At 70.6% G+C, this 13,487-nt stretch carries 9 protein-coding genes; 3 read left to right on the top strand and 6 right to left on the bottom strand.

Going from position 1 to position 13,487, the window contains the following annotated elements:
• The 5 genes from VF522_RS22600 to VF522_RS22580 form a co-directional block, all read right to left on the bottom strand.
• Positions 1 to 849: 3-deoxy-7-phosphoheptulonate synthase (locus VF522_RS22600; protein WP_330910581.1), on the bottom strand; the 849-nt coding region annotated here is incomplete at its 3' end.
• A gap of 239 nt (positions 850 to 1,088) precedes the next feature.
• Positions 1,089 to 1,652, bottom strand: coding sequence for a hypothetical protein (locus VF522_RS22595; RefSeq protein ID WP_330910580.1), 564 nt, complete (start codon positions 1,650 to 1,652; stop codon positions 1,089 to 1,091).
• A 134-nt stretch (positions 1,653 to 1,786) separates the two neighbouring features.
• Positions 1,787 to 3,247 (bottom strand): metalloprotease TldD, encoded by a 1,461-nt coding sequence (tldD, locus tag VF522_RS22590; RefSeq protein WP_330910579.1) that lies wholly within the window; start codon positions 3,245 to 3,247, stop codon positions 1,787 to 1,789.
• A gap of 43 nt (positions 3,248 to 3,290) precedes the next feature.
• Entirely contained in the window at positions 3,291 to 4,592 is a 1,302-nt protein-coding gene (locus VF522_RS22585; RefSeq protein WP_330910578.1) for a protein kinase domain-containing protein, read from the bottom strand.
• On the bottom strand, positions 4,589 to 5,461 hold the full coding sequence (locus VF522_RS22580) for an NAD(P)-dependent oxidoreductase (RefSeq protein ID WP_330910577.1): 873 nt from the start codon (positions 5,459 to 5,461) through the stop codon (positions 4,589 to 4,591). The genes VF522_RS22585 and VF522_RS22580 overlap by 4 nt, the downstream gene beginning before the upstream one ends.
• Before the next feature lie 117 nt (positions 5,462 to 5,578).
• Here VF522_RS22580 and VF522_RS22575 point away from each other — a divergent pair, with 117 nt between their 5' ends.
• Genes VF522_RS22575 through VF522_RS22565 form a run of 3 tightly spaced genes read left to right on the top strand, consistent with a single transcriptional unit; the run spans position 5,579 to position 12,759 of the window.
• On the top strand, positions 5,579 to 7,351 hold the full coding sequence (locus VF522_RS22575; protein ID WP_330910576.1) for an ATP-binding response regulator: 1,773 nt from the start codon (positions 5,579 to 5,581) through the stop codon (positions 7,349 to 7,351).
• On the top strand, positions 7,332 to 11,255 hold the full coding sequence (locus VF522_RS22570; RefSeq protein ID WP_330910575.1) for a GMC family oxidoreductase N-terminal domain-containing protein: 3,924 nt from the start codon (positions 7,332 to 7,334) through the stop codon (positions 11,253 to 11,255). The genes VF522_RS22575 and VF522_RS22570 overlap by 20 nt, the downstream gene beginning before the upstream one ends.
• Positions 11,200 to 12,759 carry an alkaline phosphatase D family protein gene (locus tag VF522_RS22565; protein ID WP_330910574.1) on the top strand — a complete coding sequence of 520 codons (1,560 nt, stop codon included), beginning with the start codon at positions 11,200 to 11,202 and terminating at the stop codon, positions 12,757 to 12,759. Before VF522_RS22570 ends, VF522_RS22565 begins: the two co-directional genes overlap by 56 nt.
• A 5-nt stretch (positions 12,760 to 12,764) precedes the next feature.
• Here VF522_RS22565 and VF522_RS22560 read toward each other — a convergent pair whose 3' ends face one another.
• Positions 12,765 to 13,388, bottom strand: coding sequence for a response regulator transcription factor (locus VF522_RS22560; protein ID WP_330910573.1), 624 nt, complete (start codon positions 13,386 to 13,388; stop codon positions 12,765 to 12,767).
• Between the last annotated feature and the right edge of the window lie 99 nt (positions 13,389 to 13,487).

The raw sequence follows: 13,487 nt of genomic DNA, 5'->3' as shown, positions 1-13,487 counted from the left end.
GATCATCAGCGAGCACTCGAGCCTTGCCGCCTCGATCTCGCTGCACGCCGCGGCGACGTGGGCCGCGTTGTAGTTGGGCGTCTTGCCGCCGCGCAGGATGACGTGGCAGTCCTTGTTGCCGCGCGTCTCGACGATCGCCACCTGGCCGTTCTTGTGCACCGAGAGGAAATGGTGGCCGCGCGAGGCGGCCTGGATCGCGTCGGTGGCAATCTTGATGTTGCCGTCGGTGCCGTTCTTGAAGCCGATCGGCGCCGACAGCCCCGAGGCCAGCTCGCGGTGCACCTGGCTTTCGGTGGTGCGCGCGCCGATCGCGCCCCAGGAGATCAGGTCGCCGATGTACTGCGGGGAGATCACGTCGAGGAACTCGCTGCCGGCGGGCACGCCGGTGCGGTTGATCTCGATCAGCAGCTGGCGCGCGATGCGCAGGCCCTCGTCGATGCGGTAGCTCTCGTCGAGGTAGGGGTCGTTGATCAGGCCCTTCCAGCCCACCGTCGTGCGCGGCTTCTCGAAGTACACGCGCATCACGACTTCCAGCGTGTCGGCGTACCTGGTGCGCACTTCCTTCAGCTTGCGCGCGTAGTCCAGCGCGGCGCCCGGGTCATGGATCGAGCAGGGGCCGATCACCACCAGCAGCCGGTCGTCCTGCCCGGCCATGATGTCGTGGATCTTGCGCCGGGTCTGCGCGATCAGCGTTTCCACCGCGGTGCCGCGGATCGGGAAGAAGCGGATCAGGTGTTCGGGAGGAGGAAGCACGGTGATGTCCTTGATGCGTTCGTCGTCGGTGGAGCTGGTCTTGTCGACGGGATGCGCATACCAGGCATCGGAAGCGGCGGTGGCTTTGGCGTTCATGACGGGCTTTCTCTTCGGGGTGGGTGATTTCGCGGGCCCAAGAAAAAACCGCCGGGGTTGCCGGCGGTTTTTCGAGGTGTCTGTTTGCGTTTGTCGCGGGTACGCTCAGATCTCTCTTCCGCCGGGGGCGCTGGAGAACCAAAAGTAGCCAAAAAAGAAGAAACCGCGAGCGGTACGCATGGAGGTCAATGTAGCACAGAAGGTGAAAACGTCCACCGCGTGGAACGAGGCGCGTGGCTTCAGCGCCGCAGCTTGTGCCACCACTGGCGCACGCGCTCAAGCTGCGGCTCCTCGAGCTGGCCGAGGTTGGACGCGTCTTCCTCGCGCTCGCGCCACTGCTCGTACATGTCGACGAGCAGCATGCCTTCGCCCATGGTGCGCCAGGCCACCAGCGCGAACTCCTCCGCCGTGACCTGCAGTTCGCCGTCCCAGGGACTCGCATGCAGCAGCCACTGGCCGATCACCACGCGGAAGTTGTTCAGCGCCTGCAGGTAGGCCGCGTATTCGTAGAGGCCGCGCCAGGCGAGCCCCAGGTTCACCACCAGCGAGCGGTGCTCGCGCAGCACGGTCAGCATGTCCATCAGCAGCGGCGCGATCGAATCGCGCCGGCGGTCCAGGCGCAGCGCCGCCACCACGGCTTCCGAATGCATCGCCACCTCGCCGATGCTTTCCGAGAAGATCCGGCTGTCCTCGTCGGCCAGGCCGCTGCGCAGGAAATTGCTGAACTCCCCGAACGTGTTCGCGCTCGGGAACCCGGTGATGGGCCCGAACGGCAGGCGCGACGTGGAGGGGAGCGTGTTCATGGCGGCGGCGTGGGAGCCGGAGTATCGGCTCAGCCGGCGCCGGCGCGACTTAACACAAAGGCCTACACATTACGAACGGCCGCCTGCGGCGGCTGAGCGGTCGGGCAGGCGCCGGACGGCGCCGCCGTCACTCGTCAGGCCGTGCCGCCGACCGTGAGGGCGTCGATGCGCAGCGTGGGCTGGCCGACGCCCACCGGCACGCTCTGGCCTTCCTTGCCGCAGGTGCCCACGCCCGTGTCGAGCTTCATGTCGTTGCCGATCATGCTGACGCGCGTGAGCGCATCGGGGCCGTTGCCGACGATGGTGGCGCCCTTGACCGGATAGAGGATCTTGCCCTTCTCGACCCAGTAGGCCTCGCTCGCGGAGAACACGAACTTGCCCGAGGTGATGTCCACCTGGCCGCCGCCGAAGTTGGTGGCGTACAGGCCCTTGTCGATGCTGGCCACGATCTCTTCCGGCGAGCGGTCGCCGCTCAGCATGTAGGTGTTGGTCATGCGCGGCATCGGGATGTGCGCATAGCTCTCGCGACGGCCGTTGCCGGTGGGCGCCACGCCCATCAGGCGGGCGTTGAGCGAATCCTGGATGTAGCCGCGCAGGATGCCGTCCTCGATCAGCACGTTGCGCTGGCTGGGGTTGCCCTCGTCGTCGACGTTGAGCGAGCCGCGGCGATCGGCGATGGTGCCGTCGTCCAGCACGGTCACGCCCTTCGCCGCCACGCGCTGGCCGACGCGGCCGCTGAAGGCGCTGGAGCCCTTGCGGTTGAAGTCGCCCTCGAGGCCGTGGCCCACCGCCTCGTGCAGCAGGATGCCGGGCCAGCCGGGCCCGAGCACCACGGTCATCTCGCCCGCCGGCGCCGGCCGCGATTCGAGGTTGGTCAGCGCGGCCTTCACCGCGTCGTTGACGTAGCCTTCGATGTGCGCATCGTCGAAGTAGCCCAGCCCGAAGCGGCCGCCGCCGCCGCCGGAACCCATCTCGCGGCGGCCGTTCTGCTCGGCGATCACCGTGACCGACAGGCGCACCAGCGGACGCACGTCGGCGGCGATGGTGCCGTCGGCGCGGGCCACCAGCACCACGTCGTATTCGCTCGCCAGGCCGGCCATGACCTGCGCGATCCGCGGGTCCTTGGCGCGGGCCATCTGCTCCGCGCGCTCGAGCAGCTTGACCTTGGCGGTGCTGTCGAGCGTGGCGATCGGGTCCAGCCCTTCGTAGAGCGAACGGCTGCCCGCGATGCGGGTCGCGCCCACCTTGGCGCGGCCGCCGCGCGCGACCGCCGCGATCGAACGCACCGTGCGCGCGGCGTCCAGCAGCGAGGCCTCGGAGATGTCGTCGGAATAGGCGAAGGCGGTCTTCTCGCCGCTCACGGCCCGCACGCCCACGCCCTGGTCGATGCTGAAGCTGCCGGTCTTCACGATGCCCTCTTCCAGGCTCCAGCCCTCGCTGCGCGTGTACTGGAAGTAGAGGTCGGCGTCGTCGACGCGGTGGGCGCGGATCTCGGCCAGCGCGCGCGACAAGTGGGTTTCGTCCAGGCCGAAAGGCTCGAGCAGCAGCGCCTTCGCGATCGCCAGGCGCTCGATGGTGGGTTCGCGGGAGATCATGGCCCATTGTAGGGGCCGGGTCGCCGCCCCGTGACCCGGCCGTTCAACCGGAGAAGGTGCGCAGCAGCTCCGGCCGGCCGAGGTCGTCGAGCAGTTCGCGCGCGCTGCCGTAGCGGTCGCGCGGAGACTTCGCGAGCAGCCGGTCGAGGATGGGTTGCAGCGCCCCCAGGTCCGGCGGCAGCGGCGGCGCCTGCGCGCCGAGATGGCGCGCGAGCAGCAGGTCCAGCGTCTCGCCGCCGAAGGGCCGCGACCCGGTCAGCATCTCGAAGAACATCACGCCGAGGCTGTAGAGATCGCTTGCCGGCGTGATCGCGTCGCCGCGCGCCTGCTCCGGGCTGAGGTAGTAAGGCGTGCCCACCACCTCGCCGTGGCGCGTCTGCGCGAGCCCCAGCGATTCGTCGTTCTGCAGCGGCTTGGCCACGCCGAAGTCGGCCAGCGCCACGCTGTCGTCGGGCCGCAGCATCACGTTCTCGGGTTTCAGGTCGCGATGCACGATGCCGGCCGCATGCACCGCATCGAGCGCCAGCGCCACCTGCTGCGCGACCTCGATGGCCCGTTCCGGGAACATGCCGATCCGCAGCTCGGAGCGCAGGTCGCCGCGCTCGAAGTACTCCATGGCGATGTACGCGTGGTCGTCCGAGAAGCCCTGGTCGTGGATGCGGATCACGTGCGGATGCTCCACCCGCGAGAGCAGCGCGTACTCCTGGATGAAGCGCGCCAGCCGCGCGCCGCTCCCTTCGCCGGCCGCCTCCAGCACCTTGAGCACCACCGGCAGGCCGTCCTCCTCGCGCTCGGCGAGATAGACCTCGGTCATGCCGCCGGAGGCCAGCTTGCGCGTGAGGCGGAAGCCCTTCAGGCGCAGCGGCGCGTCGCCGGGCTGGAACCGGTGCTCGCGCAGCGTGGAAAGCGGGTTGCGCAGCGCGCCCTCGACCTCGCTGGCCTGCACGGCGGAACGGATGCTCAGCTCGATGCGTCCATGCTTCTTCAGCAGGCCGTCGATCGCCTCCAGCAGTTCCAGCCGCGTGAAGGGTTTGGCGAGGTAGTCGTCGGCGCCCGCCGCCATGCCCCTGCGCATGCTGGCGCGATCGTCGAGCGCCGTGAGCATCAGCACCGGCGTGGTGGCGAGCGCGGCATCGGCGCGCAAGGCCTGCACCAGCGCGAAGCCGTCCATGCCCGGCATGTTGACGTCGCTGACCACCAGGTGCGGCCGCAGCGCCTTCGCGCGTTCCAGCCCTTCCATGCCGTCCACCGCCACGTGGACCGCGAAGCCTTCCAGCTTCAGCAGGCGGGCAACGTTGGTGCGGATGGCGTCGTCGTCCTCGACGACCAGGACCGTCGTCGTCATTGCGGGGAGAACAGCCGGAACAGCGCGGCGTCGTCGAGTTCGGCGTCGCCTGCTTCGACCGCGCGGTTGAAGGCCTCGTGGGCGACGGGGCCGAGCGCGCCCTCGAAACCGGCCGCGCGTGCGGCTTCCAGCGCGAGCCGCGTGTCCTTCTGCAGCAGCGTGACGTGGGCGCGCGGCGCGTAGTCGCCGGCGATCGCGCGGCGCATGCGGTCGGAGGCTATCCAGCTCTGGCCGCTGGACTGCTCGATCACGTCCAGCGTGCGGCCCAGGTCCAGTCCGAGCCGGCCGGCGAGTGCCATCGCTTCGGCGGCGCCCGCGAGGTTGATGCCGGCCAGCAGGTTGTTGACCAGCTTGGTGCGCGCGCCGTCGCCCAGGCGCGTGCCGACGCGGAACACCTTGGCGCTGAGCGACTCCAGCAGGGCGCGGTTGGCGTCGAAGGCCGCATCGGCGCAGGCGACCATCAGGCTCATGGTGCCGTCGCGCGCACGCGCCGGTCCGCCCGACATGGGAGCGTCGATCGCCGCCAGGCTCCGCGCGTCCAGATCGGCGGCGAGCCGCTCGACGTCGTGCGGCGCGATGGTGGAACACAGCAGCACGGCGGCGCCGGGGCGCAGCGACGCCGCGGCACCGTGTGCGCCGAACAACACTTCGTGCGATTGCTGCGCGTCGACCACGCAGACGATCAGAGCCGCCGCGCCTTGGGCGGCATCGGCCGGGGTGGCGGCCGCGCGGGCGCCATCGCGCACCAGCGCCTGCACCTTCGCCTCCACGAGGTCGCAGGCCTGCACCGTCCAGCCGCTGGCGAGCAGGCGCGCGGCCATGCCGCCGCCCATGTTGCCGACCCCGACGATCCCCACCACCTGGTTCATGGGCGCGCATTATCGGCCGGGCGGGTCTCCCCCATTGAGCAGAGGACGGCGGTTGGGGCACGATCCATGATCCGCTCCCAGGGAGCAGTACCAGGCATGACGGAGAGAGGGACAGTGATGCAGACGACCGGCGCGCGGGCGCCTCGCGAAGAAGTCCAGCAGCGGCTGCTGGAGTTGCTGGCGGAACAGAGCCGGCGCGTGCCGGTCGCGGTGAGCTTGCTCCTGGTGATGGTGGCCGTGATGGCCGCCCGGCACCTGCCCCCCTGGATCCCGGGTGTCTGGCTCCTCGTCGCGCTGGCCGTGCTGATGCTCCGCCGGCGGATGCTGGGGCAGTTGCCGCTGCGCACCGAGATCCCCACCGCCGACCGCCTGCGCACCGCGGTCATCCTGAGCGCGATCAACGGCCTCAGCCACGGCCTGATGCTGACGGCGTTCCCGGTCCTGTCGGACACCGAGCGCTCCTTCTTCACCCTGCTGATGCTGGGCCTGTGCACGGGCGCCGTGGGCACCACGGCGGGCCATCGCGCCATTTACCTCGCCTACCTCGTCCTCGCGGCGGGATCGTTGCCCGTCTGGTGGTTGATCAACCCCGGCGGCCCGGCTCCGGGCTGGGTCGACATGTCGCTGTCCGTGCTGCTGGGCCTCTACCTGTGGGTGCTGCTCGGCCTGGCCAACAACGCGTGGCGCAACTTCAGCGAGTCGGTGCAGATCCGCTGGCAGGACCGCGAGCTGGCGCAGCAATTGCGCGAGGCGCTGACGACGGCGCAGCAGGCCAACCAGGCCAAGACGCGCTTCCTGGCCGCCGCCAGCCACGACCTGCGCCAGCCCCTGCACACCATCGGCCTGCTGGTCGCCGCGCTGTCGCTGCGGCCGATCGAGGGCCGCGACCGCGAGGTGGTCGACCTGCTGAGCCAGGTGACCGTCGCCCTGTCGGAACAGCTCGACCAGCTGCTGGACATCTCCAAGCTCGATGCCGGGGTGGTCGAACCGGACAAGAAGATCGTCGACCTCGGCGAGATGCTGCGCATGCACCACGCGGAGATGCGCGCCGCGATCGAGGAAAAGGGCCTGCGTCCCCTGGTCGACGCGCCCACCGGCGTGCGCTGCTGGACCGACCCCGCCCTGGTGCTGCGCGTGCTGCGCAACCTCACCGAGAACGCCATCAAGTTCACGCAGCAGGGCCAGATCGAACTGCGCCTGCGCGTGGAAGGCAAGAGCGCCTGCATCTCGGTGCAGGACAGCGGCCGCGGCATCCCCGCGCACGAACAAGCGATGGTGTTCGAGGAGTTCTACCAGGTCGACAACCCCGAGCGCGACCGCACCAAGGGCCTCGGCCTCGGCCTGTCGATCGTGCGGCGCCTGTGCAGCCTGCTGGACATCCGCCTGGAGCTGCGCTCGGTGGAGGACCAGGGCACCTGCGTCACCCTGAAGGTGCCGCTGGAAAGCTACGGCCTCATCCCCGCCCCGCCGGCCGAGCCGGCCGACCACCAGAGCTTCGCCGGCCTGACGGTGCTGGTGATCGACGACGAGCGTTCGGTGCGCATGGGCATGCGGGTGCTGCTGGAGGAACTGGGCTGCCGCTACGTGGAGGCCTGCACGGTGGAAGAGGCCACGCGGCAGGCGCAGGAAAGCAAGCCCGACATCGTGCTGGCCGACATGCGCCTGCGCAACGGCGAAACGGGCATCGGCGCGATCGACAGCATCGTCGCCGCCATCGGGCCCACGCCCTCGCTCCTGATCAGCGGCGACACCGCCCCCGACCGGCTGCAGGAGGCCACGCGCGCCGGCATCAAGCTGCTGCACAAGCCCGTGGCGCTGCCGACGCTGGAGGCCGAGCTCGCACGCATCCTCGGCAAGAAGGGACTCCGCCATGAAGGCACGCGTCCATGACGACACCGCACCGGGCCTGCGCTGGCTCTCGCGCGACTACGCGGAGCTGCGCGCGCAGGCCGACGACACCGTCTTCGACGTCCTGATCGTCGGCAGCGGCTACGGCGGCGGGATGGCCGCGGCCGAACTCGCCGGCCGCGAGGTGGAGGAGCCGGGCGGCACGCGCCGCCGCATCCGCGTGTGCGTGCTGGAACGCGGCAACGAATACACGCCGGGCATGTTCCCTTCCAGCCTGCAGGAGCTGCCCACGCAGGTGCGCGTGCGGCGCACCGCGCAGGGCCGCACCTTCGGCGCCTACGACGCCTTGCTGGACGTGCGGCTCGGCACCGACGTCTGCACGCTCACGGGCAACGGCCTCGGCGGCACCTCGCTGATCAACGCCGGCGTGATGGCGACACCGCGCCTGGAAGACTGCAGGCGCCTGCCCGGCAAGCTGGCGAAGGCGCTCACCGACGATTTCTTCGAACAGGTCAAGCAGCAGCTCGGCGCCAGCGACCGGCTCCTGCAGGACCATCCGCGCGCGAAGGACCTGCCCAAGAACAAGGCATTGCAGGCGCTGGCCGCGGCGGCGGGCGAGGAGTCGCGCTTCAGCCAGGCCGCGATCACCGTGCAGGTCGCGCGCGACGAAGCGGATCCCGACGTCCCGCCCTGCACCCTGTGCGGCGACTGCATGACGGGCTGCAACGTCGGCGCCAAGAAGTCGGTCGACACCACGCTGCTGCGCGAGGCGCGCCGCAAGGGCGCGGAGATCTACACCGGCGGCAGCGTGATCAAGGTCAAGCGCAACGGCGACCCGAAAGGGCCGTGGACGGTGCGCACCGTCTACACCCACGAATCGCTGCGCCAGCGCCACTGGCCGGTCGACATCAAGGCGCGGCGCGTGATCCTCGCGGCCGGCACGCTCGGCAGCACGGAGATCCTGCTGCGCTCGCGCACGCCCGACTTCCGGTTCTCGCAGCAGCTCGGCGAGCGCTTCTCGTGCAACGGCGACAACCTCGTCGCCCTGCACGACGGGCCGCAGGTGGTGCACGCCACGACCGACGAATCCGAGCCGCTCGCGCAGCGCCGCGTGGGCCCGACGATCACTTCGATGATCGACCTCGGCGGCCTGCTGGTGCAGGAGTTCGCCGTGCCCGCGCCGCTCAAGCGCCTGTTCGACGAGGCCGTCACGACGACCAAGCTGCTGCATACCCTGTCGAAGCCGCCGCGGCCCAACACCCCGGGCCACGGCGGCTGCGACTCCTTCGCGGTGGATGCGGGCGCGATGGACCGCACCCTGCTGGTCGGGCTGATCGGCCACGACGAGAGCAGCGGGCAGCTGCAGCTGCGCGAGGAACAGGCGGCCGACGACCGCACGCACGCGGAAGGCTGCCTGCACGTGCACTGGCCCGGCGTGCGCCGCTCGCACGAACTCGAAGAGGCTTTCGGGCGTGCCCGCAAGCTGGCGCGGGCGAGCGGCGAAGGCGTCGCCGTCCTGCCCAATCCCCTGTGGCGCCTGCTGCCCGACGAGATGGACTTCCTCGTCAAGGGCGAACGCGGCCCGGTGCTCACCGTGCATCCGCTGGGCGGCTGCTCCATGGGCGAGTCGCACGAGCAGGGCGTCGTCGACGACTGCGGCCGCGTGTTCAACCCCGCGCCCGGGCCGCGGGAAAGTGGCGTGTACACGGGCCTGGCGGTGCTGGACGGCTCCGTCATTCCGGCCTCGCTGGGCGCCAATCCCGCGCTCACGATCGCGGCGGTCGCCAAGCGCGCGGCCGGCCTGCTCGCCGAGGAATGGAAATTCCTGCCGGCGCAGGGCGAGGCGAAACCCATCGTCGTACACAGGCGGCCGGTGTACCGTGCGCCGGAGCACTGCACGCCGCCGCCGGCGCGCCCGACGGAGGTCGAACTCACCGAGCGCCTGATCGGCGAATCCGGCCCTTACCTGCTCGAGCTCACGATGGGCTACAAGCCCGAATCGGTGTCGGCAATGATGTCGGGCGGCCGTCCCGCGCTGGCCATCGTCCCCGCGCGCTCCTTCCTGCGCGTCTACCCCGCCGACTCCGGCCTGCGCCGCCGGCTGAAGATCGCCTCCGAGCCGCAGCGCGACGAGGCCGCCCTGCTGGTCGCCGAGATTTCGGGCTCGCTCGACATCATGCGCCAGGACGTCGATCCCGGTCGCTGGATCAGGGCCTCGATCCATTGGCTGGCCAACCGCGGCACGCGCGAGCTGTGGGATCTCGCGAAGGACTGGCTCGCGGGCGACAGCACGCGGCGCATGGGGTTGAAGGACTTCAAGGCATCGGCCGCCCGCGCTTCGGAGGCGCGCTGCTTCGACTACCACGTGCGCGTCGAGCGCATCCTGAAATCGCCTGAAGGCCAGGCCCTGCTCGCGCCCGGCGCCACGCTGCGCGGCGAGAAGCGCCTCACCTACGGCCTCTGCAGCAATCCGTGGCGGCAGCTCACCGAGATGCGGCTGACCGAAGTGCCGGCCGGTTTCCGCAAGGGCACGCTGGTGCTCGACGGACGCTTCCTGGTCAAGCAGGGCTATCCGCTGCTGCGGATCGCGCGCCAGGAAAACCAGGTGGTGGCGCTCGCCGAACTGGCTTCCTGGGCGGCCTGCTGGGCCCGCATGCTGCTGTCGATCCACCTGTGGTCGTTCCGCGCGCCCGATCCCGCGCCGGCGGTGCAACGCCAGCTGCTGCCCACCGCGATGCCGAAGCGCCTGCCGGTACCGGCGATCCGCGAGATCGAGCTCGACCCGCCGCGGCGCGGCATCCCGGTGCGGCTGCGCCTGACGCGCTACGCCAGCGACGGCCCGCCGATCGCCCTGATCCACGGCTACAGCGCCAGCGGCACCACCTACACGCACGAGGCCATCCCGATGCCGCTCGCGCTGTACCTGCACCAGCGCGGGCACGACGTCTGGGTGCTGGACCTGCGCACCAGCGCCGGCATGCCCTCGGCGATCCTGCCCTGGCATTTCGAGGACGCCGCGCTGGCCGACCTGCCCGTGGCCCTCGCGCACATCAGCGAAGTGCGCGGCCAGCGCGTCGACGTGTTCGCGCACTGCATCGGCGCGCTGATGCTGGGCACCGCGCTGCTGGTGCAGCCGCACGAACTGTCGCAGTTCGACCAGGTGGACGTCGCCGACGGCGGGCCGCGCCCGAAACGCTACGTGGACGAACTGGCCGCGATGCGCGAGCGCGTCGGCAAGATCGTGCTGTCGCAAAAGGCGCCGCTGCTGGTGTACAGCGACGCCAACGTGCTGCGCGCCTACTTCATGAAGCTGCTGCGCCACGTCGTGCTGCCCGAAGACTTCCAGTTCATGGCACCGGCGGGCCAGCCGCTCGGAACCGGCGTGCTGGACCGGCTGCTGTCCACCATGCCCTATCCCGACGACGAATTCCGCCGCGAGAACCCGCTGCTGTGGAAGCGCACGCCGTGGGCCGGCTTCCGCCACCGCATGGACGCCCTCTATGCGCGCGACTTCAGCCTGGGCAACATCGCGGGCCGCACGCTGCGCTCCGTCCACGACCTGTTCGGGCCGCTGAACCTGGACACGGTGTCGCAGGCGATCCATTTCGCGCGGCTCAACACCATCACCGACGGCGCCGGACGCGCGATCGACACGCAGGGCGCGACGCTCGCCGCCCGCTGGCCGCGCCACGGCACCCTGTGCGTGCACGGCGCCGACAACGGCCTGGCCGACGTCGCCACGCTGGACCTGTTCCAGCGGCACATGGCGCGCGCCGGCGTGCAGATCGAGCGGCACGAGGTGGCAGGCTACGGCCACCAGGACTGCCTGATCGGCCGCCATGCCGCGCGCGACGTGTTCGCGCCCGTGTACCGATTCCTGGAGCAAGCCCATGACCAGCCACAGCCGCACCTTCCTCTGGCAGAGCCCGTCCGCCGGACTGGTTAGCAAGGACGGCCAGTGGCACGCCGCGGCCGACCGCGCGCTCGGCGACGCCTGGGGCCTGCTGGCGCCGCTGCGCCGCGGCGAGGGCGGCTGGGAGATCGCCGCCGAAGCGGATGTGCTGCTGGACCTCGCCCGCGTGCCGGTCGATGCGCCGCGGGCGCTGGCCCCGCCCGTGCAGGAGCACGACGCCAGCCACTACCTGTGCATGCTGCGCTACGACCATCCGGGGGACCGGCAAGGCGGCGGTTTCCGCTTCGGCTTCCGGCCCAGCCGCCGTTCCGGGCGCGAGCATCCCTGGATCCAGGACGCCGCCGATGAGGAAAACGCGCACGACAAGGTGTCCGCCCGCCAGCTGGGTGCGGCGCTCGCGGGCCTGCAGCGGCAATTCGGCGAGGACTTCGAGCACCAGCTGGTGAGCGCCGCCGAGCCCGAGGCACCCTCGCCCGAACGGGGCCTGTGCTTCGCTTTCGCGAGTTGCCAGTTCCCTTCCGGCATGATGGACCGCGCCCAGGCGAATGCGTCGCACCGCGCCATCGCCCGGCGCTTTCCGGGCGGCGCCCGGTTGCCGACGCGCCTGCTGCTGCTGGGGGACCAGGTCTACACCGACGCCACCTACGGCCTGCTCGATCCGGCGCGGCTGGACGACCACTACCGCTCGCCCTACGAGGAACTCACCGGGCGGGACGGGCCGCTGGGCGAACTGCCGCAGGACCTGCAGCGCGTGATCCGCATGACGCCGGACGACCACGAGATCCGCGACGACTGGGAACCGCAGCGCACCCGCGTGCGCGAGGACCACCTGGGACGCGGCCTGGCCGCCTACTGGCGCTACCAGCGCGGCGAGACGCAGCAGGCGGCGCAGCACAAGGCCGATGTCCGCGCGCCGGTGTGGCTGCAGGAGTCCGGCGAGGGCTGGCGCCTGTTCATGACGGACACCCGCACCGCGCGCGAATTCCGCGACGAGCGCAGCGTGCGCGGCGCCAGCATCCTCGGTGCGCCGCAGACCGCGGAATTGCGTGATTTCCTGCAGCGGGCACCGAAGGACGACCTCAAGATCGTGACGTCCGCGGCGATGCTGTTGCCGCGGACCCGCCTGTTCGTCGGCGAGCCGCTGCGGCAGGACAACTGGCAGGGCTATCCGGCTTCGCTCGGCGGCCTGCTCGCGCTGCTGTGCGAGGAGGAAGCGCGCAACGTCGTCTTCCTCTCCGGCGACGCGCACCTGGCTTGCAGCGCGCGCATCACCGTGAGCGGCGGCGGCAGGCGCTGCACCTTCGCGTCGCACCACGCGCCGGCGCTCTACGCGCCCTTCCCCTTCGCCAACGAGAACCGCTGGAACCTGCTGCTGCGCGACCGCTTCACCTTCGAGCACAAGGGCACCGGCTACGAGGTGCGGGTGGCGGCGCGCGTCGCCGACGGCCGCGCCAACGGCTGCGGCCTGCTGCACGCCCGCCGCGAAAACGCAGAGTGGAAGATCCGCGCCGAACTGTTGGCCGCGCTGGAAGACTAGATCCCTTACGAGATCCGCACGCCCTGTTCCGCGGCCATGTAAACGGCTTCGGTGCGGTTGCGCGTGCCCAGTTCCTGGTAGATCGCGCGCAGGTGAGTCTTCACCGTGCCGTCGCTGATCCCGAGCTGGCGGGCGATCAGCTTGTTGGAGTTGCCCCGCAAGGCGGCCCGCAGCACGTCGGCCTGGCGTTCGGTGAGCGTGGGGAAGGCGTCGCGCACGTCGCGGGTGCGGATGGTGGAGCCGCCGGCGGCCGAGGGCAGGTAGACGCCGCCGTCGGCGATCGTCTTGACCGCCAGCATCAGCTGCGCAGGCGGCGAGTCCTTGGGGATGAAGCCGGCCGCGCCGATGTCCACGGCGTTGCGCACCAGTTCGGCATTGCGGTCGCCGGAAAGCACCACCACGCGGGTGAGGGGCGCGGACTCGCGCAGGGCTTCCAGCGCCCGGGCGCCGGCCAGGCCGTCCATGTGCCAGTCCATCAGGATCAGGTCGAACATGGCATCGCGGGTGGCCGCGAGGGCCTCCTCGGCGGAGCCGGTCAGCGTGACCTCCATGCTGGAATCCAGCTTCTCGAGGAGGAGGCGCAGCCCTTCGCGGAAAAGGGAATGGTCATCGCACACCAGAACTCGCATAGCTGTCTCCTTTTGCCCTACTCCATCCCAGGCCGGATGCGGGCTGTCACCCATCGACGCCCGATCTTGCCGCTCCGTTCGCGCCGCTCGCCTCTTCCC

It is taken from the genome of Ramlibacter sp., from assembly GCF_036383835.1.
Taxonomy (GTDB): Bacteria; Pseudomonadota; Gammaproteobacteria; order Burkholderiales; family Burkholderiaceae_C; genus Ramlibacter.
Note: the sequence above shows the minus strand (reverse complement) of the source record. Positions and strands in the feature narration are given on the sequence as shown.